Origin of the sequence: Streptomyces sp. NPDC101152 (assembly GCF_044768275.1) — a bacterium.
Classification (GTDB): Bacteria; Actinomycetota; Actinomycetes; order Streptomycetales; family Streptomycetaceae; genus Streptomyces.
In genome coordinates this window covers 1-25,041 of the sequence record NZ_JBIWPO010000020.1, presented here as the reverse complement: position 1 = coordinate 25,041, position 25,041 = coordinate 1, and the positions used below count along the sequence as shown (strand labels likewise).

Annotated in this window: 23 protein-coding genes and 2 pseudogenes; 18 read left to right on the top strand and 7 right to left on the bottom strand. The window is 72.1% G+C overall.

What is annotated here, in order from left to right:
* Window positions 1–92: 92 nt before the first annotated feature.
* Window positions 93–1,625, bottom strand: a complete 1,533-nt coding sequence (locus ACIRVK_RS24655) for a DUF4331 domain-containing protein (RefSeq protein WP_404250490.1) — start codon at window positions 1,623–1,625, stop codon at window positions 93–95.
* Between the two features lie 228 nt (window positions 1,626–1,853).
* Between ACIRVK_RS24655 and ACIRVK_RS24650 the strand changes: the two genes are divergently transcribed.
* From ACIRVK_RS24650 to ACIRVK_RS24640, 3 genes are all read left to right on the top strand, one after another.
* Window positions 1,854–2,396: a sigma-70 family RNA polymerase sigma factor gene (locus ACIRVK_RS24650; protein ID WP_404250488.1), complete on the top strand. Its 543-nt coding sequence runs from the start codon at window positions 1,854–1,856 to the stop codon at window positions 2,394–2,396.
* Window positions 2,393–3,211 carry an anti-sigma factor domain-containing protein gene (locus ACIRVK_RS24645; RefSeq protein ID WP_404250486.1) on the top strand — a complete coding sequence of 273 codons (819 nt, stop codon included), beginning with the start codon at window positions 2,393–2,395 and terminating at the stop codon, window positions 3,209–3,211. Before ACIRVK_RS24650 ends, ACIRVK_RS24645 begins: the two co-directional genes overlap by 4 nt.
* A 126-nt stretch (window positions 3,212–3,337) precedes the next feature.
* Window positions 3,338–3,607 carry a hypothetical protein gene (locus ACIRVK_RS24640; RefSeq protein ID WP_404250484.1) on the top strand — a complete coding sequence of 90 codons (270 nt, stop codon included), beginning with the start codon at window positions 3,338–3,340 and terminating at the stop codon, window positions 3,605–3,607.
* A 180-nt stretch (window positions 3,608–3,787) separates the two neighbouring features.
* Here the strand turns inward: ACIRVK_RS24640 and ACIRVK_RS24635 are convergent.
* From ACIRVK_RS24635 to hmgA, 4 genes and pseudogenes are all read right to left on the bottom strand, one after another.
* A pseudogene (locus tag ACIRVK_RS24635) lies at window positions 3,788–3,916 on the bottom strand (ABC transporter permease); the annotation flags it as partial.
* Window positions 3,917–3,974: 58 nt separating this feature from the next.
* Window positions 3,975–5,135, bottom strand: coding sequence for a type ISP restriction/modification enzyme (locus tag ACIRVK_RS24630; RefSeq protein ID WP_404250662.1), 1,161 nt, complete (start codon window positions 5,133–5,135; stop codon window positions 3,975–3,977).
* A 26-nt stretch (window positions 5,136–5,161) separates the two neighbouring features.
* Window positions 5,162–5,911 (bottom strand): GntR family transcriptional regulator, encoded by a 750-nt coding sequence (locus tag ACIRVK_RS24625; RefSeq protein ID WP_404250482.1) that lies wholly within the window; start codon window positions 5,909–5,911, stop codon window positions 5,162–5,164.
* A 27-nt stretch (window positions 5,912–5,938) separates the two neighbouring features.
* Complete coding sequence (gene hmgA / locus ACIRVK_RS24620; protein WP_404250480.1) at window positions 5,939–7,255, bottom strand: homogentisate 1,2-dioxygenase; 1,317 nt, start codon at window positions 7,253–7,255, stop codon at window positions 5,939–5,941.
* 163 nt (window positions 7,256–7,418) lie between these two features.
* On the opposite strand from hmgA, the gene ACIRVK_RS24615 reads away from it, so the two are divergent.
* The 11 genes and pseudogenes from ACIRVK_RS24615 (at window position 7,419) to ACIRVK_RS24565 (ending at window position 20,856) form a co-directional block, all read left to right on the top strand.
* Window positions 7,419–8,168 carry a hypothetical protein gene (locus ACIRVK_RS24615; protein ID WP_404250478.1) on the top strand — a complete coding sequence of 250 codons (750 nt, stop codon included), beginning with the start codon at window positions 7,419–7,421 and terminating at the stop codon, window positions 8,166–8,168.
* Window positions 8,165–8,782 (top strand): TetR family transcriptional regulator, encoded by a 618-nt coding sequence (locus tag ACIRVK_RS24610; protein WP_404250476.1) that lies wholly within the window; start codon window positions 8,165–8,167, stop codon window positions 8,780–8,782. The genes ACIRVK_RS24615 and ACIRVK_RS24610 overlap by 4 nt, the downstream gene beginning before the upstream one ends.
* A 347-nt stretch (window positions 8,783–9,129) precedes the next feature.
* Complete coding sequence (locus tag ACIRVK_RS24605) at window positions 9,130–10,050, top strand: hypothetical protein (RefSeq protein ID WP_404250474.1); 921 nt, start codon at window positions 9,130–9,132, stop codon at window positions 10,048–10,050.
* A gap of 70 nt (window positions 10,051–10,120) precedes the next feature.
* Window positions 10,121–12,376, top strand: coding sequence for a molybdopterin oxidoreductase family protein (locus ACIRVK_RS24600; protein WP_404250472.1), 2,256 nt, complete (start codon window positions 10,121–10,123; stop codon window positions 12,374–12,376).
* A gap of 138 nt (window positions 12,377–12,514) precedes the next feature.
* Window positions 12,515–13,914: pseudogene (locus tag ACIRVK_RS24595) on the top strand (CitMHS family transporter).
* 21 nt (window positions 13,915–13,935) lie between these two features.
* Complete coding sequence (locus ACIRVK_RS24590; protein WP_404250470.1) at window positions 13,936–15,174, top strand: MFS transporter; 1,239 nt, start codon at window positions 13,936–13,938, stop codon at window positions 15,172–15,174.
* 100 nt (window positions 15,175–15,274) lie between these two features.
* Window positions 15,275–15,886 (top strand): hypothetical protein, encoded by a 612-nt coding sequence (locus tag ACIRVK_RS24585; protein ID WP_404250468.1) that lies wholly within the window; start codon window positions 15,275–15,277, stop codon window positions 15,884–15,886.
* A gap of 154 nt (window positions 15,887–16,040) precedes the next feature.
* Window positions 16,041–16,772: a class F sortase gene (locus ACIRVK_RS24580; RefSeq protein ID WP_404250466.1), complete on the top strand. Its 732-nt coding sequence runs from the start codon at window positions 16,041–16,043 to the stop codon at window positions 16,770–16,772.
* Window positions 16,773–16,936: 164 nt separating this feature from the next.
* Window positions 16,937–18,265, top strand: a complete 1,329-nt coding sequence (locus tag ACIRVK_RS24575) for an ABC transporter ATP-binding protein (RefSeq protein WP_404250464.1) — start codon at window positions 16,937–16,939, stop codon at window positions 18,263–18,265.
* Between the two features lie 111 nt (window positions 18,266–18,376).
* Window positions 18,377–19,765, top strand: a complete 1,389-nt coding sequence (locus ACIRVK_RS24570; RefSeq protein ID WP_404250462.1) for an aldehyde dehydrogenase family protein — start codon at window positions 18,377–18,379, stop codon at window positions 19,763–19,765.
* 11 nt (window positions 19,766–19,776) lie between these two features.
* Window positions 19,777–20,856, top strand: a complete 1,080-nt coding sequence (locus ACIRVK_RS24565) for a Zn-dependent alcohol dehydrogenase (RefSeq protein ID WP_404250460.1) — start codon at window positions 19,777–19,779, stop codon at window positions 20,854–20,856.
* Between the two features lie 120 nt (window positions 20,857–20,976).
* On the opposite strand, the gene ACIRVK_RS24560 is transcribed toward ACIRVK_RS24565, so the two are convergent.
* Window positions 20,977–21,618 carry a TetR/AcrR family transcriptional regulator gene (locus ACIRVK_RS24560; protein WP_404250458.1) on the bottom strand — a complete coding sequence of 214 codons (642 nt, stop codon included), beginning with the start codon at window positions 21,616–21,618 and terminating at the stop codon, window positions 20,977–20,979.
* Window positions 21,619–21,684: 66 nt separating this feature from the next.
* On the opposite strand from ACIRVK_RS24560, the gene ACIRVK_RS24555 reads away from it, so the two are divergent.
* From ACIRVK_RS24555 to ACIRVK_RS24545, 3 genes are all read left to right on the top strand, one after another.
* Entirely contained in the window at window positions 21,685–22,836 is a 1,152-nt protein-coding gene (locus ACIRVK_RS24555) for an acyl-CoA dehydrogenase family protein (protein ID WP_404250456.1), read from the top strand.
* A gap of 76 nt (window positions 22,837–22,912) precedes the next feature.
* Window positions 22,913–23,158: a YiaA/YiaB family inner membrane protein gene (locus ACIRVK_RS24550; protein ID WP_404250454.1), complete on the top strand. Its 246-nt coding sequence runs from the start codon at window positions 22,913–22,915 to the stop codon at window positions 23,156–23,158.
* Window positions 23,159–23,251: 93 nt separating this feature from the next.
* Entirely contained in the window at window positions 23,252–23,878 is a 627-nt protein-coding gene (locus ACIRVK_RS24545) for a TetR/AcrR family transcriptional regulator (protein WP_404250452.1), read from the top strand.
* A gap of 11 nt (window positions 23,879–23,889) precedes the next feature.
* On the opposite strand, the gene ACIRVK_RS24540 is transcribed toward ACIRVK_RS24545, so the two are convergent.
* Window positions 23,890–24,351 carry a MaoC family dehydratase gene (locus ACIRVK_RS24540; RefSeq protein WP_404250450.1) on the bottom strand — a complete coding sequence of 154 codons (462 nt, stop codon included), beginning with the start codon at window positions 24,349–24,351 and terminating at the stop codon, window positions 23,890–23,892.
* 122 nt (window positions 24,352–24,473) lie between these two features.
* Between ACIRVK_RS24540 and soxR the strand changes: the two genes are divergently transcribed.
* A complete protein-coding gene (gene soxR / locus ACIRVK_RS24535) occupies window positions 24,474–24,950 on the top strand; it encodes a redox-sensitive transcriptional activator SoxR (protein ID WP_404250448.1) in 477 nt (158 codons plus the stop codon).
* Window positions 24,951–25,041: the final 91 nt, after the last annotated feature.

Here is a 25,041-nt window from a genome sequence, read left to right as displayed (position 1 = left end):
GCGGTGCCGCTCCGAAGATCCGCCCGATCCTCCGTCGGAGGGGCCGGGGCCCCGCGTCGCACGGGGCTCACCCGACCTCCGTGGCGGTCGGCCTAGTACGCCCGGGTCCGCATCCGGCGCCACCACATCAGCCCGGCGCCGATCAGGGCGATGCCGGCCGCGCCGCCGCCCGCGGAGGCGGCGATCAGGGTGGTGTTGTCCATGCCGCCCGCACCCGCCGGCTGCAGCGCGTCACCCAGCTGGTTCTTGACGTTGTTGCCGCTGGTCACGCCCTTGGCGGTGGCACCGCGCGAACCCGGCTCCGGGTTGGCCAGGTACGGGAAGGAGCGGCCGAAGCCCTTGTCGTTCTTGTCGACGCCGTCACCCAGGTCGTTCTTGGAGCCGACCAGCTCGCCCTCCATCACCTGCAGCGCCTCGTCGATGACGTCGTCGGTGAGGCGACGGCCGTTCGGGAAGCCCGCGTTGTCACCGTCGAGCACACCGAGACGCTTCGGCTTGGCGGTGGGTTTGATCGAGGTGTTGAGGCGCAGCTCCTCCGCCGGGCGCACGTACGGCGGCTGGTTGAGCCCCTTGACGCCCTTCAGGAACACGTCGACGAGGTCGTTGCGCGGCTCGGAGGGCGCCTTGATCTTGTAGATCCCCTCGATGAGCTTGGGCAGTTCCGGGTTGGTGACGTTCTTCAGGAACTGCGCGTCGTACAACGGCGAGGACGCGTTGAACTTGTCCTTGTCCTTCAGCGGGTTGACGACCTCGTTGACCAGCGGGTTGCCGAGCCGCGAGACCTGCTCGTAGTAGCCCTGCGCGTTCCTGCGCTGCACGGTCGACCAGATGCCGACGATCGGCTGCTTCTTCGACTCGGTGATCATGTCGGTCGGAACCTGCAGGGCGATCGAGTTGACGTTGTAGCCCGCGAGGGTGTCCCGCCCGACCTCCGAGAGGTTCCCGCCGTAGAGCAGGTCGAAGACCCGCAGGTCCGCGAAGAACGGGTCGTCCGCCTGGCCGGCGAAGGTCTGCGCGCCGTTGGGCAGCTTGTAGATCGCCTGCTGGCGCAGTTTGTTGTAGTACGGCATGGACGCCTTGCCCACGTCCGACGGCGCCACCGGCACGTTGTCGGCGAGCTTGGTCCGGTACACGGCCTTGCCGTACCTCAGCTTGACCAGCTCGATGTCGTACGTCTGCGTGATGTTGAGGGTGGCGTCGTTCAGGTTGTTGACCACGCCGGTGTTGTAGAGGAACGAGTTCTTGTTCTTCGTGTGCGTCCGGAAGGTGTACCGCAGCAGCACGTCGTCCCGCGCGTCGCCGTTGTTGTCGATGTGGATGTCGTACTGGGCGTCGTCGGCGAACTGGAAGAAGTTCGGGCCGCCCGCCGGGTCCTCGAAGGGGATGAAGTTGGCGATGAGCGTCGTGGTGTCCGGCTTGTCCGGGCTGACGAACGCGTACAGGTCGGTGTTGTCGTACTGCGGCTGCCCCGAGATCAGGGGGGCCTCCCGGTGGCTGGAGGCGGATGCCGCCCCCGGTTCCAGCGTGGCCACACCGGCGGCGGCGAGCCCCCCGGCCGCCAGCGCGCCCGCTATCAGGGTCGCGACGCTCCTGCGTCCCGCACTGCTCCTGGAGTCGTTTGTCATGCCGTCCGTCCTCAGTCCCAACTTGCCTGACGAACGCTGATTCGGAGCGGCCGGCAGGGTGGATTGGTCGAATCCCAAACCTTCTTACGGGGAACTTGAGATCTTGTTTCAGCGAGCGCGCACCCGCGTTTTGGGCACGCTGATCCGTAACCCCATCCGGAGGTGCGTTCGTTGCGAATGCCTGGTGTGACAGGACGGGGCCCGTGCGGCCGGCGAGAGGGGGACCGAGTGGAGGCGGACGAGCTTCTGGTACTCGTGGCAGGCGGCGACCAGAAAGCGTTCGAGGAGCTGTACGGACTCGTGTCCGGGCCGGTGTTCGGTCTGGTGCGCCGCGTCGTACGGGACCCCGCGCAGTCCGAGGAGGTCGCCCAGGAGGTGCTGCTCGAACTCTGGCGCTCCGCCGCCCGGTTCGACCCCGGGCGGGGCAGCGCCCTGTCCTGGATCCTCACCCTCGCCCACCGTCGCGCCGTCGACCGGGTGCGCAGCGTCCGCGCGGCCGGCGAACGCGAGCAGCGCGAGGCCCGCCGGGCCCACCACCCCGCCTTCGACCAGGTGACCGAGGAGGTGGAGGCCGGTCTGGAGAGGGAGTACGTACGCCGCTGCCTGGACCGCCTCACCACGCTGCAGCGCCAGTCCGTCACCCTCGCCTACTACGACGGCTACACGTACCGTGAAGTGGCCGAGCGGCTCTCGCTGCCGCTGGGCACCGTCAAGACCCGTATGCGCGATGGACTCACCCAGCTGCGCAAGTGCCTGGGAGGTGTCGCATGAGTCTCCTCGACCGCATGCTGGGCCGTGAGGACCTGCACTCGCTCGCCGCCCCCTACGCGCTCGACGCGCTGGAGCCCGCCGAGCGGGTCCGCTTCGAGAGGCACCTCAGGTCGTGCTCCGCGTGTGCAGCCGAGGTGCGGGCCCTGTCAGAGGACGCGGTCCGCCTCGCCTGGTCCACGGCCGCCCAGCCGCCGCCCGCGATGCGCGACCGGGTGCTGGCCGCCGTACGCGCCACCCCGCAGCAGCCCGGCCCGGAGCGGGAGCACACGCCCCAGTTGCCGCCGCACGTCTGGGGCACGCAGCCGCCGCCGGCGCGCTCCCGTGCGCCCCGCGAGCGCCGCCCGCTGTTCGTCCCGCTCGCGACCATGACGGCCGCCGCGGCCCTCGTGGTCGCCTCGCTGTTCGCCGTACAGGCGAGCCGGACCCAGGACCAGCTGAACGCGGAGCGCTCCCAGTCACGTGAGATCGCCCACGTTCTCGCAGCTCCCGACGCGCGCGCGGGTACGGGCAAGGACCCCCGGGGACGGAGTCTGTCGGTGGTCGCCTCCGCGTCCGAAGGGCAGGCGATCGTCACGCTCAGCGGATACGGGGTCCCGCCCGGCGGACGCGTGCACCAGCTGTGGCTCATGCGCCCCGACGCGCAACCACGCTCCCTCGGGCTCTTCAGGGGCGGCGACACGCCCTTGGTCGCGACCGGTCTCGACAAGTCTGCTACATCACTCGCTGTCACCGTCGAACCCGACGGCGGCTCAGCACAGCCCACCAGCCAGCCGATTGTCCAACTCGCCCTGAAATCGGTCGGATTCGGAGAGTGACGAACGATGAGTCGTCAACCCCCTTACGGGGAAGGTGAATCCTGTGACCGCGATACACGAGTGCCCCGAGGGAGCGATAGGGTTACCCTGCCCGGGCCGGGTGGACTCGTACGGGTGGGGAGTGACATGGAACAGATAACAGTGCGCAGCAGGGCGAGGGTCCCTGCGATCACCTACGGCAGCAGCGCGAGCAGCTCGCGTCTGGACCGCCATCTCTCGGTGCTGGCGGGTCCCGCCGTGCCGCAGCAGAAGACGGCCGAGGCGACCTCGCTCATGCTCGAGCTGACCGCCCGTGACACCACACGGACCCGCAGCGACAGGGGTGCGCGGGTTCGCCGCGTCTCGCTCTTCGCGCCGCTGCGCCGGCTGACCCGTTCGCTGTTCGGCGGCCGCTGAGCACACCGGCACCCGCTCGGCGAAGGGCCGCGCCCGGGTCGTCGCGTCCGCCCCGCGTCGCGATCCCGTCGTCCGCCATCCCCACGGAACGCAGCGACGCCCGGGTCCCCACCCGGGCGCGCCCCCGTCCCCCGTCCGTCACCTCCGGTACGACCCACCCGCTCCGTACCGCGATCCCGGTCAGCGTTCCCCGCGCGCATACCTCCGCACCGCCGGCGGAAGGAACACGGCGATCAGCGCCGCGCACCACAACAACGATCCGGCGACCGGATGCGCCACCGGCCAGGCGGCACCCGACGGCACCGGCGCGCGCAGGTGAACCCGAGCGGTGGCGCTCCGCTGGTGCGCTGATGAGCGTCCGGCGTGGTCAGATCAGGGCGAACTGGCCCTCCGGGCCCTCCTCGTGGTGGTCCAGCACCGAGGCCGGTCTGCGGGCCGGCTCCGGCACCGGGAGGACGGCCGCCTTGTGCAGCTCCGCTGCCGTGATGGGGGACGTCACCGTCAGATCCCGTTGCTGCGGGCGCAGTTCCGCGAGCAGGGCCAGGACCGTGATCAGCTCCAGCAGTTCGGAGGTCCAGGCCTGCGGCCAGGTCGTCGGGCGGATCGCGGACAGGGTGCCCGGCCCCGGCTCCGCCGTCCGTGCGGCGAACCACTGTTCCAGGACCCGGACGCCGGCCGCCTCGAAGTCCCAGGCCTCGGGCGGTACGGGGGAGATGCGGCCCTCGTCCAGCAGCAGGGTCTCCTCGTCGCGGTCGTAGTCCAGGGTGAGGGGGCGCGAGGGGAGCGGGGCGCGGACGTAGGGGCGGCGACCGCCGGGGAGTTTGGGGCGGTCGCCGTCGCGCCGCATCAGCCAGAGCAGGCGGTGTCCCAACTCCACGCCACGGGACCACAGTTCGGGGTCCTCCGTGAGGGGCACGGTGAGGTCCCGGCGGACCGTGGCCATGATCCAGGCCAGGACGTCCGGTGCCCGCACCGCCGTTCCGAGCCGGGTGCCCAGGTGGTCCGTCAGGCCCGGTACCACGTTGGGTTCGGCGCCGCCCGGGCGGCGGTAGAGCGGCCGGACGCGGCCGGGGCGCAGGAGCGGGAGGCGGGAGGTGGCGAGCAGTTGCGGACCGTCCGTCTCCGACGGGGTCTCCACCACGAAGACCTGCTGCTCGTCCGCCACCCGCCACAGCTCCGGGCGGGCGGTGTCGATCAGACGGTGGTCGGGGATCAGCCACTGCTCGTCGAAGGGCGCGTACAGGACCCGTACCGGCTCCGGGCAGGGACCGGACGCGCGGATCAGTTTCTCCGTGCCGCTCGACTGCCCCGGGAGCTGACCGACCGCCGTGTGCGCGGTGCGGGAGCGGGTGGGCTCGAACAGGGTCTCCCGGTCCGGGCCGTCCGCCTTCAGCAGCGCGTCCCAGCGGGCCTTCAGCGAAGCCCCGTCGGGGCCCGCCGGCCACCCCCGGCCGAGCCGCGGCGGTGCGACGGACCACGGCATGAGGTCCGCCAGCAGCGGAGCGTCGTCGTGCGTCACGCCCCGCATCGTACGACCTGCCACCGACGGTGACCTCATGTGGCGTCCAGGGTGACGGTGAAGGAGAAGCGGTCGCCCCGGTAGTGGATCACCGCCGCGTCCAACACCCTTCCCGCACCGTCGTAGGTCACACCCGTGTAGTGCAGGATCGGGCTGAGCAGCGGGACGTGGAGCAGCCGGGCGGTCTCCGGGTCGGCGAGGCGGGCCTCCACGGTGTCCGTGATCCGGCCGATGTCCGCCCCCACGACGTCCCTCAGCACCTTGGTCATCGGCCAGCGCGCCAGATCCGACGGGTCGATGAGTGCCGCCAGTTCGGGACGGACGTAGTTGCGGGCGTGGTTGGTCGGCTCGCCCGTCTTCTCGTCGCTGCGCAGCCGGTGGTACGTGGCCACCTCGTCCGTGTCCGGGAAGTGCTCGGCGAGTTCGGGCGGCACAGGCGCCCGGCCGTGGTCCAGCAGCTCGGTCGTCATCCCGGACTGCTGGGCCACGATCGCGTCGACCGAGCCCAGCAGCCGCACCGGGGCGGCCCGGCGGGCGCCGGGCTCGATGAAGGTGCCCCGGCGCCGGTGCCGGGTGATCAGGCCCTCGCCCTCCAGTTCCTTCAGCGCCTGCCGCATGGTCAGCACGCTGACCCCGTAGTGCTCCGCCAACTGCTCCTCGGTGGGCAGCCGGAGCGGGTCCCGGGGCGAGCGGCCGAGTATCGAGGCGCGCAGGGACTGCGACACCTGGTACCAGAGCGGGAGCTTGCGGTTCAGGACGATCGAGTCCGGGGCGAAGGAGGTCACGGGCCTATCCGTACCGGTCGCCGACGATCAGTGCAACGGGCGGAAGTGGCGTTCCAGCCCCCGCCAGACGTCGTCGTAGTGCGGCTGCCGGTGGTCGGCCCGGGCCGCGTGGGCGGTGAGCGTGACGGGCCAGCGCGTCTCGAACATGAACGCCAGCCCGTCGTCGACCTTCTGCGGCTTCAGCTCGGCCGCGCTCGCCCGGTCGAACGTCTCCCGGTCGGGGCCGTGCGCCGACATCATGTTGTGCAGCGAGCCCCCGCCGGGCACGAACCCCTCCGCCTTCGCGTCGTAGGCCCCTTCGATGAGCCCCATGTACTCGCTCATCACGTTCCGGTGGAAGTACGGCGGCCGGAAGGTGTCCTCGCCCACCAGCCAGCGCGGCGCGAAGACCACGAAGTCCACGCCGGCCAGCCCCGGGGTGTCCGACGGGGACGTCAGCACCGTGAAGATCGACGGGTCGGGATGGTCGTAGGAGATGGAGCCGATGACGTTGAAGCGGCGCAGGTCGTAGACGTAGGGGACGAGGTTGCCGTGCCAGGCGACCACGTCCAGCGGGGAGTGGTCGTACGTGGCGGTCCAGAGGTTGCCGCAGAACTTGTTGACCACCTCCACCGGGCCCTCGACGTCCTCGTAGGCGGCGACGGGGGCGTGGAAGTCGCGGGCGCCCGCGAGACCGTTGGCGCCGATCGGGCCGAGGTCGGGGAGGCGGAAGGGTGCCCCATAGTTCTCGCACACATAACCGCGGGCTGAATCGTCCAGCAGCTCCACACGGAAGCGCACCCCACGAGGAATCAGTGCCACCTGGGCCGGCTCCACATGCAGCAGCCCGAACTCCGTGTGCAGCAGCAGCCCGCCGCGCTCCGGGACGATCAGCAGTTCGCCGTCGGCGTCGCTGAGGACGCGGTCCATGGAGTCGGTGGCGTGGTACAGGTGCACGGCCATGCCGGTGCGCTGGCCGGCGTCGCCGTTGCCGCCGAGGGTCCACAGGCCGGCCAGGAAGTCGGTGCCCTCCGCGGGCTCCGGGAGGGGGTTCCAGCGCAGCCGGTTGGGGTCCGGCACCGACTCGGTGAAGGGTGCGGTGCGAATCCAGCCGTTGTGCGTCTCCGTGAACGGCGGATGGGCGGCGGAGGGGCGGATGCGGTAGAGCCAGGAGCGGCGGTTGTGGGCGCGCGGCTCGGTGAACGCCGTGCCGCTGAGCTGCTCCGCGTACAGCCCGAGGGGGGCGCGCTGCGGGGAGTTGCGGCCGTCGGGCAGGGCGCCGGGCACCGCCTCCGAGCTGTGCTCGTTGCCGAAGCCGGAGAGGTAGGTCAGCCCCTCCGCGGTCTTGCGCGCTTCCCCGCTCATGATCGCTCCCTTGCGACTTCGATTCCTCTGTATCACCATAGGATTGCGTTTTCGCGGGCGCAAGGGGTACCCCCGGTCTCCTCATCAGGGTGGAAGGGGAACGGACCCAGAACCAGACTCCAGGGGGATCCGCCTGTCGCACCGTTGTTCTACGCTCCCGGGCATGTCGTGGACGCGGGGACTCCTTGCCGTACTCGCGGTCTGTGTCCTGTTGCTGGCCGGATCCGCGGGGTGCGGAACCAGTGGTGCGCACAAGCAGACGGGCGGGAGCAACGGGCCGTCGACGTCACCGGTGGGCAAGCTCCTCGACGACACGGACAAGCAGGGCCGCCATCTGCGCCAGGTGAACAAGAAGGGCGCGCCGGAGATCGGCATCGAGGTCCAGCCGGACACCCAGGACACCTGGGACGTACGGCTGACCGTCCGCCACTTCCGGTTCTCACCCGGCGGAACGAAGCCGAAACCGGCGGCCGGCCGGGGCTTCGTCGCGCTCTTCGTCGACGACCGGCTCGTCACGCGCCTGCGCGGCACCGCCTACCGCCTCCCGGCCCGCCTGGTCCCGCGCGGCACCCACCACGTCACCGCGCGCCTGTACGCCGACGACGGCACGGTGTGGGCCGTGCGGGGCGAGCCGGTGCAGAGCACGGCCGACATCACGTCCTCCGCGCCGGGCGCGACCCCGGGGCCCAGCCGCACCCCGAAGACGACCTCCACCTCGAACGGCACGGCGCACCCCTCCACCCCGGCGGGCACCCCGAGTGGCACCTCGGGCGCCCTCGCCACGCCGAGCGGGCCGCCGGACGCCACCCCCACGCCCGGTGCCGCGTCGCACGCGGCCGTGATGAGCGCGGCGGGCGACGGTCCGCGTACCGGGGGGCGAGCTTCACCGGACCGCTTCGGAAAGGCATCATGAAGCCCGTGTCCCCCGCGACTTCGCTACGCCGTGCGCCCGTGCAGCGGCGCAGTGCCGAACGGCTCACCCGGATCCTCGACGCCTGCGCGGACCTCCTCGACGAGGTCGGCTACGACGCCCTGAGCACCCGCGCCGTGGCGCTGCGCGCGGGCGTCCCCATCGGCTCGGTCTACCGCTTCTTCGGCAACAAGCGGCAGATGGCCGACGCCCTGGCCCAGCGCAACCTCGAACGCTTCACCGAGCGGGTGACCGAGCGGCTGAAGGAGTCGACCGAGGGGGGCTGGCGCACCGCCATGGACGCGGTCCTCGACGAGTACCTGGCCATGAAGCGCACCGCCCCCGGCTTCTCGCTCGTCGACTTCGGCAACCAGATCCCCGTCGGCGCCCGTGACGCCGAACCCAACCACCGCGTCGCCGACCGTCTGACCGACCTGCTCTCCGGCTACCTCGACCGCGAACCGGACGACGCCCTGCGCCGCACCTTCCTGATCGCGGTGGAAACCGCGGACACCCTGGTCCACCTCGCCTTCCGGATGCTCCCGGAGGGCGACGAGCAGATCATCGAGGAGGCCAGGGAGATGTTGCGGGCGTATCTGGCGCGGGTGCTGGACTGATCCACCGGCGTCACAACGGCGCCCGGAGGCAGGCCCGTTGCTAAAGCGACCAAGAGCTGGGTCGGGCGACGGGGGGCGCGATGGCTCGGGTGGTCTGCATCCACGGTATCGGTCAACAGTTCGCGGGCGAGAGTGGCAGCTGACGGCCGGTGCGGACGGCCGGCGGGTGACGGAGGCGCTCGACGAGGTCACCTTGGTCTCGGCTGTCGCGACCGTGACCCTGGACGGGCGCACGGTGGTCGTCGCGGACGGCGAGGCCGGCGTGCTCCAGGCGGGACGGAGAGCGGGGCACCCTGGTCCGTCGGCTGCGGCCGGTCAGCGACACGCCGGTCCGGGAGCTGTGTGCCGTGGCGAGGTGGCGCTCTCCCGACGGGCGGACCCGGCAGCTGCTCTTCTCGCGGGGTACTGGCGGCCTGCTGGAGTACTGGGACTTCACTTCGGGCCACGACCTGCGAACGACGGGCACGGCGCTGGTGACGCCGGTGCCGCACTGCCGTCACACAGCACGGCTCTCGGTGCTGCCGGACGGAGCGGGAGCCGAGACGGTGGTGTCCCTGGCCACGTGGGACGCCAGTCCGAACCCGGTGTGGGGTGCTGACGAGGACGTGCACCTGGCCGTCCACGACGTCGCGCGGGGCCTGCTCCTCGACCGGCCCTGCCGCCCGGTCGGCGAGCGGCGCGAGCTGGCAGACCTGCGTGCCGTGCGGTGTGCGGACCGGATGCTGGTGTTCGTGGCCGTGGACGGCAGCGTGGTTCGCGTCCTGGACGCCATGACACGGCGGTGGGCGACGCTGTGGGAGCCCGAGCTCGTCGACGTCCTTCCGGTCGACGTCGCGGGGGGTGCGGGCCTGCTCGTGGTCGGCACCGAGCGTTCGCGGATCTTCGCCTGGCAGGACGTGCGCGCCCACTTCGCGAAGAGCGGGGAACGGCCCGCCCCGATCCGACAGGCGTGGTGGCGCAGCCGACTCGCACGACGCGCGGGCGCGCAGCCCTCACCGGTGCGCGCGTTCACGATCCCCTTGGGTCACCCCGCCCGCCACGCGGCTCTCCTCCCCGACGGCGCGGCCTACGCGGTCGCCGGACACACGGAACTCGCCGTGGTCGGTGTCCACGACGGCCGGCTCATCCAGCGGATCGACCTTCCGGCTCGCTGCCTCGCCCTCGGCGCCGGCCCCGACGGCGAACTGATCGTGGGGACCCGGAACGGGGTGATCCTCTTCGATCGGCTGGTGGACCGGACCTCGCGGATTTCCGGCCTCACCTCCTGAGGGCCCTCCCGCTTGCGCATACCGGTCGGTATGCTCACCGGGAACTGGCACCGCTGCCCCGGGAGGACCCGTGTCCCGCACCGCCCTGCGTATCTGCCCCCTGTGCGAGGCCACCTGTGGGCTGACGCTGACCATCGAGGGGAGTCGGGTCACCGGTGCCCGCGGTGACCGGGACGACGTGTTCAGCAAGGGGTTCATCTGCCCCAAGGGGGCCCTGTTCGGTGCCGTCGACGGGGACCCCGACCGGCTGCGCACCCCCCTCGTGCGCCGGGACGGGGAGCTGCGTGAGGCCACCTGGGAGGAGGCCTTCGACGCGGTCGCCGCGGGCATCCGTCCCGTCGTCGAGCGGTACGGGCCGAACTCCGTCGGTGTCGTCCTCGGCAATCCGAACGTCCACACCATGGCTGGCGCCCTCTACCCGCCGGTCCTGCTCGCCGGGCTCGGCACGCGCAGCATCTTCACCGCGTCCACCGTGGACCAGATGCCCAAGCACGTCTCCAGCGGGCTGCTCTTCGGCGACGCGAACGCGATCCCCGTGCCGGACCTCGACCGCACCGACCACCTGCTGCTGATCGGCGCCAACCCGCTGGAGTCCAACGGCAGTCTGTGCACCGCCCCCGACTTCCCCGGCAAACTCAAGGCCCTCAAGGCCCGCGGCGGCACCCTCACCGTCATCGACCCGCGCCGCACCCGCACCGCCAAGCTCGCCGACCGGCACATCGCGATCCGCCCGGGCACCGACGCCCTGCTCCTGGCGGCGATGGCGTACGTGCTGTTCGAGGAGGACCTGGTGGCGCTCGGCGACTTGGCGGCCCACGTCGAGGGGACCGAGGAACTCCGGGCAGCCGTGCGGGACTTCACCCCCGAGGCCGTCGCCGGTGCCTGCGACGTCGACGCCGGAACCGTCCGTGCCCTCGCCCGCGAACTCGCCGCCGCCCCGACCGCCGCCGTGTACGGCCGCATCGGCAGCTGCACGGTGCCGTACGGCACCCTCGGCAGCTGGCTGGTGGACGTGCTCAACGTCCTCACCGGCAACCTCGACCGGCCCGGCGGTGCGCTCTTCCCGCAGGCGGCCACGGACAGGACGCCCCGCCCCGCCGGGCCCGGTCACGGTTTCGCGCTGGGCCGTTGGCACTCGCGGGTGAGCAAGCACCCCGAGGCGAAGGGGGAGTTGCCGCTCTCCGCGCTCGCCGAGGAGATCGACACGGCGACCGAGGAGGGCGAGCCGATCCGCGCCCTGATCGCCGTCGCCACCAACCCGGTGCTCTCCGCCCCCGACGGCGACCGGCTCGACAAGGCCCTGGACTCACTGGACTTCATGGTCAGCGTCGACCCGTACCTCAACGAGACGTCGCGCCACGCCGACGTGGTGCTGCCCCCGCCGCCCCCCTCCCAGAGCCCGCACCACGACTTCGCCTTCAACACGCTCGCCGTCCGCAACCAGGTCCGCTACACCCGCCCGGCCGTCCCGCTGGAGCCCGGCCGGATGGCCGAGACCGAGATCCTCGCCCGGCTGATCCTCGCCGCGACCGGCATGCACGGCGCCGACCCCTCCGCCGTGGACGACCTGGTCATCGGCCAGACCCTCGGCAGGGCCGTCAAGGAACCCCACTCACCGGTGCACGGCCGCGACCCGAAGGACCTCGCCGCACAGCTCGCGGGGATCAGCGGCCCCGAGCGACGGCTCGACATGATGCTGCGCCTCGGCCCCTACGGCGACGGCTTCGGCGTACGACCCGACGGGCTGTCCCTGCACAAGCTGCTGGAGCACCCGCACGGCATCGACCTCGGGCCGCTGCGGTCCCGCCTCCCGCAGCCGCTCAAGACCCGCAGCGGCAAGGTCGAGCTGCTGCCGGGGCCCATCGCGGACGATCTGCCCCGGCTGCGGCAGGCGTTGCGGGAGCGCCCGGACGGGCTCGTGCTCGTCGGGCGCCGGCATCTGCGGTCCAACAACAGCTGGATGCACAACGTGCCCGCCCTCACCGGTGGCTCCAACCGGTGCACCCTGCACGTCCATCCCGAGGACGCCGAGCGGCTCGGCGTGAGCGACGGGGCGCCGGTGCGGGTCAAGGGCGCCGGGGGAGAGGTCACCGCCACCGCCGAGGTCACCGACGGCGTGCGCCGGGGCGTGGTGAGCCTGCCGCACGGCTGGGGCCACGACCGTCCCGGCACCCGGCTGAGCCACGCCGCCGGCGACCCCGGCGTCAACGTCAACCAACTCCTCGACGGCAGCCTGCTCGACCCCCTGTCGGGCAACGCGGTCCTCAACGGAGTCCCCGTCGACGTCACCGCCGTCACCGCCGTCACCGCCGTACTCCCCGCCTGACGTGAGCAAGGCTGTGACCTGCAATTTTGCGCTTATTGCTCACAGGTCAACCACTTGCTGACGCTGTTTGAACGGACCTAACGTCGTCGCACCGCCCGCCCGGCGGGATGTTCAAGGGCGAACGTTAGGTATCCATTCATGCTGACCATCCTCGGCTTCGCCATGATCGCGACCTTCCTGGTCCTGATCATGCTGAAGAAGATGTCGCCGATCGCGGCGCTCGTGCTGATCCCGGCAGTCTTCTGTGTCCTCGTCGGAAAGGGCGCGGGGCTCGGTGACTATGTCATCGAGGGCGTGACCGGCCTCGCTCCCACCGCGGCGATGCTCATGTTCGCGATCGTCTACTTCGGCGTGATGATCGACGTCGGTCTCTTCGACCCGATCGTCCGGGGGATCCTCAAGTTCTGCAAGGCCGACCCGCTCAGGATCGTCGTCGGTACGGCCCTGCTCGCCGCGATCGTCTCGCTGGACGGCGACGGCTCGACCACCTTCATGATCACCGTCTCGGCGATGTACCCGCTGTACAAGCGCCTGAAGATGAGCCTGGTCGTGATGACCGGCGTGGCCGCGATGGCCAACGGCGTGATGAACACCCTCCCCTGGGCGGCCCGACCGCGCGGGCCGCGACCGCGCTGAAGCTCGACGCCGGCGACATCTTCGTGCCGATGATCCCGGCCCTCGCCGTGGGCCTGCTGTTCGTGATCGCGCTCTCGTACGTCCTCGGCCGCCGCGAGCGCAAGCGGCTCGGCGTGCTGACGCTGGACGAAGTGCTGGTCGACGAGAAGGAGACCGAGACCGTGCTGGTCGGCGCGGGCTCCGGCGCAGGCAACAATCGTGCGGCGAGCGGCGGTTCGGGCGGCGGCACCGACGCCGGGCCGGCCGACGAGGACGAGGGCTTCCAGGGCCTCGACCCGCACCGCCCCACCCTGCGCCCCAAGCTGTACTGGTTCAACGCGCTCCTGACCGTCACCCTGCTCACCGCCATGATCATGGAGTGGCTGCCGATCCCGGTGCTGTTCCTGCTCGGCGCCGCGCTCGCGCTCACCGTGAACTTCCCGCACATGCCGGACCAGAAGGCCCGCCTCGGCGCGCATGCCGAGAACGTCCTCAACGTCTCCGGGATGGTCTTCGCCGCCGCCGTCTTCACCGGCGTCCTGCAGGGCACCGGCATGGTCGACCACATGGCGAAGTGGCTCGTGGACAACGTCCCCGACGGCATGGGCTCGCAGATGGCCGTCGTCACCGGCGTCCTGAGCATCCCGCTCACGTACTTCATGTCGAACGACGGCTTCTACTTCGGCATCCTCCCGGTCCTCGCCGAGGCCGGCCAGGCACACGGTGTCTCCTCCCTGGAGATCGCCCGCGCCTCCCTCGTCGGCCAGCCCCTGCACATGTCCAGCCCGCTGGTCCCGGCCGTCTACGTCCTCGTCGGCATGGCGAAGGTGGAGTTCGGCGACCACACCAGGTTCGTGGTCAAGTGGGCCGCGCTCACATCTCTGGTCGTGCTCGGGGCAGGGATCCTCTTCGGCATCATCTGACCTTTGGAAAGGAACCGCTCCATGGCGCCCGGTGGGAACCGCGGCTGGCTGCTCCGCCTCGTCATCGCCTTCTCCTTCGCACAGGGGGCGGTGTCGATGGCCCGGCCCGCCGTCTCCTACCGGGCCCTCGCGCTGGGCGCCGACGAGCGGGCCGTCGGCGTCATCGCGGGCGTCTACGCCCTGCTCCCGCTCTTCGCCGCCGTACCGCTGGGCCGCCGCACCGACCACGGTCGCTGTGCGCCCCTGCTGCCGGTCGGGGTGGCCCTGATCGCGGGCGGCTGCGCGCTCAGCGGACGCGCCGGTTCCCTGGGGGCGATGGCCGTGTGGAGCGGGGTGATGGGCCTCGGCCACCTCTGCTTCGTGATCGGCGCGCAGTCCCTGGTCGCCCGCCGGTCCGCCCCGCACGAACAGGACCGCAACTTCGGGCACTTCACCATCGGCGCCTCGCTCGGCCAACTCGTCGGCCCGATCGCCGCGGGCGCGCTGATCGGCGGCCCGGACATGGCCCGCACGAGCGCGCTGGCGCTGGTGGTGGCCGGGGCGGGAGCGGCGGTCGCGTTCACGTCGCTGTGGCGCATCGAGGACCGTACCGCGATCAGGTCCCGTACCGGACACGGCGACCGGATACCGGTCGGCGGCATCCTGAAGGCCCGGGGCGTCCCCGTGGGCATGCTCATCAGCCTGTCGGTGCTCTCCGCCACCGACGTCCTCACCGCCTATCTGCCGGTGGTCGGCGAGCACCGCGGTATCGCGCCGTCGGTGATCGGAGTGCTGCTCAGCCTGCGCGCCGGGGCCACCATCGCCTGCCGGCTCGTCCTGACCCCGCTGCTGCGGCTGCTCGGCCGCCCCGCTCTGCTCACCGTGACCTGCCTGCTGGGTGCCCTGCTGTGCGCGGGCATCGCGCTGCCGGCGCCGGTGTGGGGGCTCGGCCTGATGCTGGTCGCCCTCGGCTTCTGTCTGGGCGTGGGTCAGCCGCTGTCCATGACGACGGTCGTCCAGGCCGCCCCCGACGGCGCCCGCTCCACCGCCCTTGCCCTGCGCCTGACCGGCAACCGCCTCGGCCAGGTGGCCGCGCCCGCGGCGGCGGGGCTGGTCGCCGGGGTCGCGGGGGTGGCGGCGCCGTTCGTGATGCTCGGGGCGTTGCTGCTGCTGTCCTCGGGGGTGGCGCTGCGGTCGCCGGTGAAGCCCGCGGGGGCGCGGGAGGCCGAGTCCAGGGCGCGGCGGCCGGGGTCGGTCGTGGGCCGGAAGGGCGATGTCTGACGCTGCGTCAGGCGAGGCTCACGCACTCACCGCCGCACATGTGAAAGAGAGTCAGACGCACCGCGATTCGTACGAAAATCGTCTGACTCGGAGGATCTTCATGTCCACCCTGCCCCTGTTCCACCGCGCCGGAGCGCGTACCGCCGCGCTGGCGGCACTGACCCTCGCGGGGAGCGCGCTCCTCGGCCCGGCCGCCGTCGCCGCACCCACCCCCGTGCCCGGTGACACCGGCGATCTCAAGATCCACAAGGTCGGCACGGCCTTCAAGGACCAGCGGGACGAGCGGAGGGTCTGCGACTTCTACCTCGCGGCCTTCAGCTTCGACCCGGGCGAGCACGTCACCTGGAGCATCAACCCCCAGCCGAACGGGCCGGGTGCGGGCAGGGGCCACCTCGGCGGCGAGATCACCATCGCCCCCGACCGGACGGGCGACAGCATGCCGCTCGGGCTGCCCAACGGCCTGTACAGGCTGACCTGGAAGACGGACCGGGGGCACGGCGTTGGGAAGTTCAAGGTGTTCACCGTCGACTGCGCGTCGGCGAAGCCCGCCGCGAGGACGCCCGGCCGCCCGGCCGGCGGTCCGCCGGCCGGTGGCGGCGGGCTGGCCCGGGACGCGGCGATCAGCCCGGTCGCCGGCGCCGCCGCGGTGGGCCTGGCGGCGGTGGGCGGGGTGGTGTGGTTCCGGCTCCGTCGCCGGCCCTATGGAGCGTAGGCGCTCGGCAGCGGCGGTCGTCGCCCGGCCGGCCAGTGGGGGCGGGGGGCGTCGCCGGGCGGACGCCGCCGCGTCGCGTTCGGTCCCACCCCGCGCCCAGGCCGCGTACCGGCACCGCCCCGCGCGCCCTTCCGGCGCCGTCCGACGGCCGCTCGTGCGTCGGCGCAGGCCCTGGTACCGCAGCCGTGCCTACCGGTTGACGCGGACGGCCGCCCTCGCCGTGGCGCTGGTGGTGGGCGGGGCGCGGTGGGCGCACGACGACGGGACGGGCGCCGCAGGCGCGGCCGCAGCGGCCCCGCGCGCCGTCGCCGCGTCGACGCAGGGGCCGGACGACGGAGCCCGCGTCGACGCCGCACCGCCCCACGCGACGGCCCGGCCCGCCAGACCCTCACCACCCCCGCCCCGTCCGCTGGCCCGCTCCCGCCCCACCCGGGTCGTCATCCCCTACATCGGCGTCGACGCGCCCGTCATCGGTCTCGGCCTCGACCGTGCGCACCGGCTCACCGCGCCCCCCGAGGGCGACGGCCACCAGGTCGGCTGGTACCAGGACGGGCCCTCGCCCGGCGAGCAGGGCACCGCGGTGGTCGTCGGGCATCTGGACACCGGCACCGGGCCGGCCGTCTTCGCCGGGCTCGGCCGGCTCGGGCGCGGCCACCTCGTGGAACTGCGACGCGCGGACGGACGCAGCGCCGTGTACCACGTGGACAGCGTGCGGACCTTCGAGAAGGCGCACTTCCCCGACCAGGAGGTCTACGGGGCCCGTGGCCGCCCGGAACTGCGGCTGATCACCTGCGGCGGCGCCTTCGACCGGCGCAGCGGCTACGTGGGCAACACCGTCGTCTTCGCGCACCTCACCGAGACCCGCGGGCCGAGGTCCGACCGCTGAAGAGGATCGTCCGCTTTCTCACAGGGTGAACCGGACCGTCCGGACTCTTCCCCCGGCCGCACACATTCCGTTAGCTTCCGTGACCCACAGACCTCGTGCGACCCGCACGTGGCCACCGGACCGCGGAGCACCAGCGCCTGAGACCGCCCTCGGGGGCACCCGACATGACACGCGCCATCTCTCTCCACGATGTGAGCAAGAGCTACACGCGAGGCCTTCGCGTGGTGGACCGGCTGTCCCTGGACATCGGGCCCGGGGAGTTCCTCGTGCTGCTCGGGCCCTCCGGCTGCGGGAAGTCCACCGTGCTCCGGATGATCGCCGGGCTGGAGGAGATCACGGAGGGCCGGCTGCTGCTCGACGGCGAGGAGTCGAACGACCTCCCGCCGTCCGGGCGGAACATGGCGATGGTGTTCCAGAACTTCGCCCTGTACCCGAACATGACGAGCCGCGGCAACATCGGCTTCCCGCTGAAGGTCGAGAACCCGGGCGAGGATCCGCGCCCCCGCGTCGACGCCACCGCCCGCATGCTCGGCATCGAGGACCTCCTCGACCGCTTCCCCGGCCAGCTCTCCGGCGGCGAACGCCAGCGCGTCGCCATGGGCCGGGCCATCGCCCGCCACCCGTCCGCCTTCCTGATGGACGAGCCGCTGTCCAACCTGGACGCCAAGCTCCGCAACCACCTGCGCGCCGAGATCGCCGCGCTCACCCGGGAACTCGGCGTCACCACGGTGTACGTCACCCACGACCAGGCCGAGGCCATGTCGCTCGGCGACCGGGTCGCCGTCCTGCGTGGCGGCGTCCTGCAACAGGTCGGCACGCCGCGCGCGGTCTACGCCCTGCCGCGCAACGTCTTCGTCGCCGCGTTCATCGGCACGCCGCGCATCAACCTGCTGCGCGGGCTGGTCCGGGCCCCGCTCGACGGCGCGATGACCATCAGCATGGGCAAGCAGTACCTGCGACTGCCCGAACCCCTCTCCCTAGACCACCAGTTGCTCCGGGTCCAGCAGGGCCGCGAGGTGATCGTGGGCCTGCGCTCGGAGGCCGTCCGCATCGCCAAGCACAGCTCCGCCCGCCCGGGGGAGGTGCCGTTGACCGGCCTGGTGGAGCACGTGGAGTTCCAGGGCCACGAGGTGCTGGTGCACTTCAACACCGGTTCCCGGCCCGCCCTCGTACCGGACCTGGAGGCCCCGCGCCCCACCACCCGTCCGTCCCGGCGGCGCGGCGGTCCCACCGTGCTGGGACGCCTGAAGGAGCGGGCGGGTGCGCTGCGCGCCGGACCGGTGGTGGTCCTGGACGAGCCGCGGGGGCCCGAGCCCACCCCCGCCGAGCCCCGTCTCCCCGGCGACCTGGTCGTGCGCACCACCCCGGACATCGACCTGCGCCGGGGGCTCCAGGTCCCCCTCCTCGTGGACATCGCCCACCTGTTCGTCTTCGACCAGCACGGCGAACGGATCTGCCCGGCGCCGGACCACCTGCCGGATCTGGAGGGCTGACCCGGCCTGGCGGAAGAGCCTCTGGCATCATAAAACTATCGCCGCTAGTTTATGGGGCTGTCGGTAGGTTGTGCAGCGGAGGACGCACCCCGCCCCGCCCGGAGGAGCACCATGAAGGCACATGACGGCATGTACATCGACGGCGCCTGGCGGCCGGCCGCCGGGCGGGACGTGATCGACGTCGTGAACCCGGTCGACGAGCAGGTGATCGGCCGAGTGCCCGCGGGGACGGCCGAGGACGTGGACGCCGCCGTACGGGCCGCCCGGGCCGCCTTCCCGGCCTGGGCCGCGACCCCGCCGGCCGAGCGGGCCGCCCGGCTGGCCGCGTTGCGGGACGTGCTCGTGGCCCGCAAGGACGAGATCGCCGAGACGGTCACCGCCGAGCTCGGCGCCCCCCTGAAGTTCTCCGAGAACGTCCACGCCGCCGTGCCGATCGCGGTCGCGGGCTCGTACGCCGAGCTGGCGGCGACGTACCCCTTCGAGGAGAAGCACGGCAACTCGACCGTGTACCTCGAGCCGGTCGGCGTGGTCGGTGCGATCACGCCCTGGAACTACCCGCTCCACCAGATCGTCGCCAAGGTCGCCCCGGCGCTCGCGGCGGGCTGCACGGTCGTCCTCAAGCCCGCCGAGGACACCCCGCTGGTCGCTCAGCTGTTCGCCGAGGCGGTGCACGAGGCAGGCGTCCCCGCGGGCGTCTTCAACCTCGTCACCGGGCTCGGTCCGGTCGCCGGACAGGCCCTCGCCGAGCACTCGGGTGTCGACCTCGTCTCCTTCACCGGCTCCACCGCGGTCGGCCGCCGGATCGGCGCGACGGCGGGCGCGGCCGTCAAGCGGTTCGCCCTGGAACTGGGCGGCAAGTCCGCCAACGTCATCCTGCCGAGCGCCGACCTCGCCAAGGCGGTCAACGTCGGGGTGGCCAACGTCATGTCCAACTCCGGCCAGACCTGCAGCGCCTGGACCCGGATGCTGGTGCACACCTCGCAGTACGACGAAGCCGTGGAGCTCGCCTCCGCGGCCGCCGCCAAGTACGGCGAGCGCATCGGCCCGGTGGTGAACGCCAAGCAGCGGGAGCGGGTGCGGGGTTACATCGAGAAGGGCGTGGCGGAGGGCGCCCGCCTGGTCGCCGGCGGCCTGGAACCGCCGCGCGAGGAGGGCTACTTCGTCTCCCCGACCGTTTTCGCGGACGTCACCCCCGAGATGACCGTCGCCCAGGAGGAGATCTTCGGCCCGGTCCTGTGCGTCCTGCGCTACGAGGACGAGGAGGACGCCCTGCGCATCGCCAACGGCACGGTGTACGGCCTCGCGGGCGCCGTGTGGGCCGGGGACGAGGCCGAGGCGGTCGCCTTCGCGCGCCGCATGGACACCGGGCAGGTGGACATCAACGGCGGCCGTTTCAATCCTGTCGCCCCCTTCGGCGGCTACAAGCAGTCCGGCGTCGGCCGTGAGCTCGGCACGCACGGTCTCGCCGAGTACCTCCAGACCAAGTCCCTGCAGTTCTGAGGAGCGTGTCCGTGGTTCGCGCCGCCGTCCTGCCCGAAGTGGGCGCCCCGCTCGAGATCACCGACATCGAGCTGCCCGACCCGGGCCCCGGCCAGGTCCGGGTCCGGCTCGCCGCGGCCGGGGTGTGCCACTCCGACCTGTCCCTGTCCAACGGAACCATGCGGGTTCCGGTCCCCGCCGTCCTCGGCCACGAGGGCGCCGGCACGGTCCTCGCCGTCGGCGAGGGCGTCACCCACGTCGCCCCCGGCACCGAGGTCGTCCTCAACTGGGCTCCGTCCTGCGGCACTTGCCACGCCTGCTCGCTCGGCGAGGTCTGGCTGTGCGCCAACGCCCTGAACGGCGCCGCGGACGTGTACGCCCGCACCGCGGCGGGCGTCGACCTGCACCCCGGTCTCAACGTCGCCGCGTTCGCCGAGGAGACCGTCGTCGCCGCGAACTGCGTCCTTCCCCTTCCCGAGGGCGTCCCCCTCACCGACGCGGCACTCCTGGGCTGTGCGGTCCTCACCGGCTACGGCGCAGTCCACCACTCGGCGAGGGTCAGGGCCGGGGAGACGGTCGCGGTGTACGGCGTCGGCGGCGTGGGCCTGGCGGCGCTCCAAGGGGCCCGGATCGCGGGCGCGTCCCGCATCGTCGCCGTCGACGTCTCCCCCGAGAAGGAGGGGCTGGCGCGCGCGGCGGGCGCCACCGACTACGTGCTCGCCTCCGAGAACACGGCCCGCGAGATCCGGGGCCTGACCGGCAGGCAGGGGGTCGACGTGGCGATCGAGTGCGTGGGCCGCGCGGCGACGATCCGCACGGCCTGGGACTCCACGCGGCGCGGCGGCCGTACGACGGTCGTCGGCATCGGCGGCAAGGACCAGCAGGTCACCTTCAACGCGCTGGAGATCTTCCACTGGGGCAGGACCCTGGCGGGCTGCGTCTACGGCAACTCGGACCCGGCCAAGGACCTGCCGGTCCTGGCCGACCACGTACGCGCCGGCCGCCTCGACCTGGGCGCGCTCGTGACGGAACGGATCGCCCTGGACGGCATCCCGGCGGCCTTCGAGAACATGCTGGCCGGAAAGGGCGGCCGCGCGCTGGTCGTCTTCTGACACCCGGCACGTCAGGCAGCGGCGGGGCGGCCGCTCAGGGGCGCGGGGAACTGCGCGAACAACCCCCACCCGCCCGCACCGGGCACACGACCGATCCACCTTCCCTGGCCGTCCGACCCGTCACGCAGGCCCCCGCACCTGCTCGTACTGCCGGGCCAGCCCGTCCAGCAGTGCCGTCAGGCCTGTCTCGAAGGCGCGTTCGTCGATCTTCTCCTGCTGCTCGGCGAGGAGGTGCGCCTGACCGAGGTGGGGATAGTCGGCGAGGTCGTAGGCGGTCGCGTCGTCGACGAAACCGCCCGCGAAGGACCCGAGCGCCGAGCCCATGATGAAGTACCGCATCAGCGCGCCGACGGAGGTCGCCTGGGCCGGCGGCCAGCCCGCGTCGACCATCGCGCCGTACACGACGTCCGCCACCCGCAGACCGGCCGGGCGGCGGCCGGGGCCCGTGGCCAGGACCGGGACGATGTGGGGGTGGTCGCGCAGGGCGGCCCGGTAGGAGACGGCCCAGTCGTGCAGCGCGGTCCGCCAGTCGCGGCCGTCCTCGAACATCGACAGGTCGACCTGTGCGCTCACCGAGTCCGCGACCGCCTCCAGGATCTCGTCCTTGGTGCGGAAGTGGTTGTAGAGGGACGGCCCGCTGACCCCGAGTTCGGCGGCCAGCCGCCGGGTGGAGACGGCCGCCAGGCCCTCCGCGTCCACGAGCGCGCGTGCCGTCTCGACGATCCGGTCGGTGCTGAGCAGGGGCTTGCGCGGTCGGGCCATGGCGCACATAGTAGGGCTGCGGAATTAAACTAGCAGTGCTAATTTACGGGTGTGGGGTGACTCGGCGTGAACCTGGAGCTCAGCGAGGAGCAGACCGCCGTCCGGCAGCTCGCGCGGGACTTCGTGTGGCGGGAGATCCTTCCGCACGTCGTGGCCTGGGACCGTGCGGAGGACGTCGACCGGTCCGTCGTGAAGAAGCTCGGTGAGGTCGGCTTTCTCGGGCTGACCCTCGACGAGGAGTACGGCGGCTCGGGCGGCGACCACCTCGCCTACTGCCTGGTCACGGAGGAGCTCGGGCGCGGGGACTCGTCCGTGCGCGGGATCGTGTCCGTCTCACTCGGGCTGGTGGCGAAGACCATCTCCGCCTGGGGGAGTGAGGAGCAGAAGCGGCGCTGGCTGCCCGGTCTCACCTCCGGCGAGTACGTCGGCTGCTTCGGCCTCACCGAGCCGGGCACCGGCTCCGACGCCGGCAACCTCACCACGCGCGCGGTGCGCGACGGCGACGACTACGTCATCGACGGCACCAAGATGTTCATCACCAACGGAACCTGGGCCGACGTGGTCCTGCTGTTCGCCCGCTCCACGGAGGCCCCCGGCCACAAGGGCGTCTCCGGCTTCCTCGTGCCGACCGACACCCCCGGTCTGACCCGCCGCGCCATCCACGGCAAGCTCGGCCTGCGCGGTCAGGCGACCGCCGAACTCGTCCTGGACGGCGTCCGGGTGCCCGCCGACGCGATGCTCGGCGAGGAGGGCAAGGGCTTCTCCGTAGCCATGTCGGCCCTGGCCAAAGGGCGGATGTCGGTCGCGGCGGGGTGTGTCGGCATAGCCCAGGCCGCGCTGGACGCGGCCGTGGCATACGCCGGCGAGCGGGAGCAGTTCGGCCGGTCCATCGCCCACCACCAGCTCGTCCAGGAGCTGATCAGCGACATCGCCGTCGACGTGGACGCGGCCCGCCTGCTGACCTGGCGGGTCGCCGACCTGATCGACCGCGGACAGCCCTTCGCCGTCGAGTCCTCCACGGCCAAGCTCTTCGCCTCGGAGGCCGCCGTGCGCGCGGCCAACAACGCCCTGCAGGTCTTCGGCGGTTACGGCTACATCGACGAGTACCCGGCCGGCAAGCTGCTGCGGGACGCCCGCGTCATGACCCTCTACGAGGGCACCAGCCAGATCCAGAAGCTCCTCATCGGCCGCGCGCTGACCGGGGTCTCCGCCTTCTGACCGCCCCTCGGTCCTGAGTAGCGCCTAGGTACTTCGGCGGATGTGGAACCCGCAACGGCCTCCGATCCTTGTCCTCATGAGCGACACATCGGGCAAGCAGCAGAACACGGCCGCCTTCTACGGCCAGGCCGTCGCGTCCTTCGCCGTCGCCATGGCGGCCACCGCCATCGGCATCGTCAAACTGCACGCCGACGCCTGGGTGAGGGCCTTCCTGGGCATTGCCGTCCTGTACCTGGTGACCTCCGCCTTCACCCTCGCCAAGGTGATCCGGGACCGGCAGGAGGCGGCGGAGCGCCCCTTCCACCCCTTCGAGAAGCTCTGACCGCCCGGACGGCTCCGGGGCGGGCTGGCTAAGCGCTCGCTCACCTTCGGCGGTATGGTGGGAGCCCATGTCGGCGAGAGGGGCGAGCGAGCGATGAGTACGGCGGAGGAGACGGCCGGCGGCGAAGTGGCGCCGTGGGCCGAGGTCACGCCCGACGCGGCCCGGCGGCTGCTGGTCGCCGCCGTGGAGGCCTTCGCCGAGCGCGGGTACCACGCCACCACGACCCGGGACATCGCGGGCCGGGCCGGCATGAGCCCGGCCGCGCTCTACATCCACTACAAGACCAAGGAAGAGCTGCTCCACCGCATCAGCCGGATCGGCCACACCAAGGCGCTGGAGATCCTGCAGACGGCGTCCCGGCGTGAGGGCACCGCGGCCGAGCGGCTCGCCGACGCGGTCAGCTCCTTCGTCCGCTGGCACGCGGGCGGCCGTACCACCGCGCGGGTCGTGCAGTACGAGCTGGACTCGCTCGGCCCGGACGCCCGCGCCGAGATCGTGGCGCTGCGCCGGCAGTGCGACGCCGAGGTGCGCGGGATCCTCGAGGACGGCATCGCGTCCGGCGAGTTCGAGGTGCTCGACGTCAAGGGCACCACCCTCGCGGTGCTCTCCCTCTGCGTCGACGTCGCCCGCTGGTTCAGCACCGGCGGCCCCTGGACGCCCGACGAGGTCGGCGCGCTCTACGCCGACCTCGTGCTGCGGATGGTCGGGGCGGCGAAGTAACGCCGCCGGCGCTACAGGTAGTACCGGGAGACCGACTCCGCGACGCACACCGGCTTGTCCCCGCCCTCGCGCTCCACGGTGAAGGCGACGGTGACCTGGACCCCGCCCGGCACGTCCGTGACGTCGCTGATCGTCGCCGTCGCCCGCAGTCGCGACCCGACCGGGACCGGGGCGGGGAAGCGGACCTTGTTGGTGCCGTAGTTGACGCCCATCTTCACGCCCTCGACGCTGATCAGCTGCGGGCCGAACAGCGGGAGCAGCGACAGGGTCAGATAGCCGTGCGCGATGGTCGTGCCGAACGGGCCCGAAGCGGCCTTCTCGGGATCCACGTGGATCCACTGGTGGTCGCCGGTCGCGTCCGCGAACAGGTCGATACGCTTCTGGTCGACCTCCAGCCAGTCGCTGTACCCCAGCTGCTCGCCCACCGCCGCCCTCAGCTCGTCGGCGGACGCGAAGATCCTCGGCTCTGCCATGTCCCGGCCTCCCATGTGCCTCTGTGCCCAGCACCAGATGTCTAAGCAACTGCTTAGCATGGTCGGGTCCGGACCCCATGTCAACGGACGCCGCCAGCGGCGGGCTGGGTAGGCTCCGAGGGGTGCCCCAGATTCCCGAGAAGATCCACGAGCTCACCGTCGGCCAGCTCGCGGCGCGCAGCGGCGCCGCCGTCTCCGCCCTGCACTTCTACGAGTCCAAGGGGCTGATCAGCAGCCGCCGCACCGCGGGCAACCAGCGCCGCTACCACCGTGACACACTGCGCCGGGTGGCCTTCGTACGGGCCGCGCAGCGCGTCGGCATCCCCCTCGCCACGATCCGTGAGGCCCTCGCCGAGCTCCCCGAGGAGCGCACCCCGACCCGTGAGGACTGGGCGCGCCTCTCCGCGGCCTGGCGCTCCGAACTCGACCAGCGCATCAACCAGCTCAACCGGCTGCGCGACCACCTCACCGACTGCATCGGCTGCGGCTGTCTCTCCCTGGACACCTGCGTCCTGTCCAACCCGGACGACGTGTTCGGCGAACGCCTGACGGGCTCGCGGCTGATGGTGGAGCGCCGGGGGAGCCGGCCGGGGTGCTAGTAGACTGTCGCGACTAAGTGTCTTTCTGGTTGGTGGAGTTGGGGTCGGGCAGGCTTCGTATGGTGCTTGCGTTCGGCCGGGCAGGGGTGCC

What these genes read in the sequence shown, in the direction of transcription:
- ACIRVK_RS24645 (WP_404250486.1), top strand. Translation starts at nt 2,393, where the DNA reads ATGAGTCTCCTCGACCGCATGCTGGGCCGTGAGGACCTGCACTCGCTC.
- ACIRVK_RS24610 (WP_404250476.1), top strand. Translation starts at nt 8,165, where the DNA reads ATGAAGCCCGTGTCCCCCGCGACTTCGCTACGCCGTGCGCCCGTGCAG.
- ACIRVK_RS24585 (WP_404250468.1), top strand. Translation starts at nt 15,275, where the DNA reads ATGTCCACCCTGCCCCTGTTCCACCGCGCCGGAGCGCGTACCGCCGCG.
- ACIRVK_RS24560 (WP_404250458.1), bottom strand. Translation starts at nt 21,618, where the DNA reads ATGGCCCGACCGCGCAAGCCCCTGCTCAGCACCGACCGGATCGTCGAG.
- ACIRVK_RS24590 (WP_404250470.1), top strand. Translation starts at nt 13,936, where the DNA reads ATGGCGCCCGGTGGGAACCGCGGCTGGCTGCTCCGCCTCGTCATCGCC.
- hmgA (WP_404250480.1), bottom strand. Translation starts at nt 7,255, where the DNA reads ATGAGCGGGGAAGCGCGCAAGACCGCGGAGGGGCTGACCTACCTCTCC.
- ACIRVK_RS24540 (WP_404250450.1), bottom strand. Translation starts at nt 24,351, where the DNA reads ATGGCAGAGCCGAGGATCTTCGCGTCCGCCGACGAGCTGAGGGCGGCG.
- ACIRVK_RS24575 (WP_404250464.1), top strand. Translation starts at nt 16,937, where the DNA reads ATGACACGCGCCATCTCTCTCCACGATGTGAGCAAGAGCTACACGCGA.
- ACIRVK_RS24630 (WP_404250662.1), bottom strand. Translation starts at nt 5,135, where the DNA reads ATGCGGGGCGTGACGCACGACGACGCTCCGCTGCTGGCGGACCTCATG.
- ACIRVK_RS24545 (WP_404250452.1), top strand. Translation starts at nt 23,252, where the DNA reads ATGAGTACGGCGGAGGAGACGGCCGGCGGCGAAGTGGCGCCGTGGGCC.
- ACIRVK_RS24655 (WP_404250490.1), bottom strand. Translation starts at nt 1,625, where the DNA reads ATGACAAACGACTCCAGGAGCAGTGCGGGACGCAGGAGCGTCGCGACC.
- ACIRVK_RS24550 (WP_404250454.1), top strand. Translation starts at nt 22,913, where the DNA reads ATGAGCGACACATCGGGCAAGCAGCAGAACACGGCCGCCTTCTACGGC.
- ACIRVK_RS24640 (WP_404250484.1), top strand. Translation starts at nt 3,338, where the DNA reads ATGGAACAGATAACAGTGCGCAGCAGGGCGAGGGTCCCTGCGATCACC.
- ACIRVK_RS24615 (WP_404250478.1), top strand. Translation starts at nt 7,419, where the DNA reads ATGTCGTGGACGCGGGGACTCCTTGCCGTACTCGCGGTCTGTGTCCTG.
- ACIRVK_RS24570 (WP_404250462.1), top strand. Translation starts at nt 18,377, where the DNA reads ATGAAGGCACATGACGGCATGTACATCGACGGCGCCTGGCGGCCGGCC.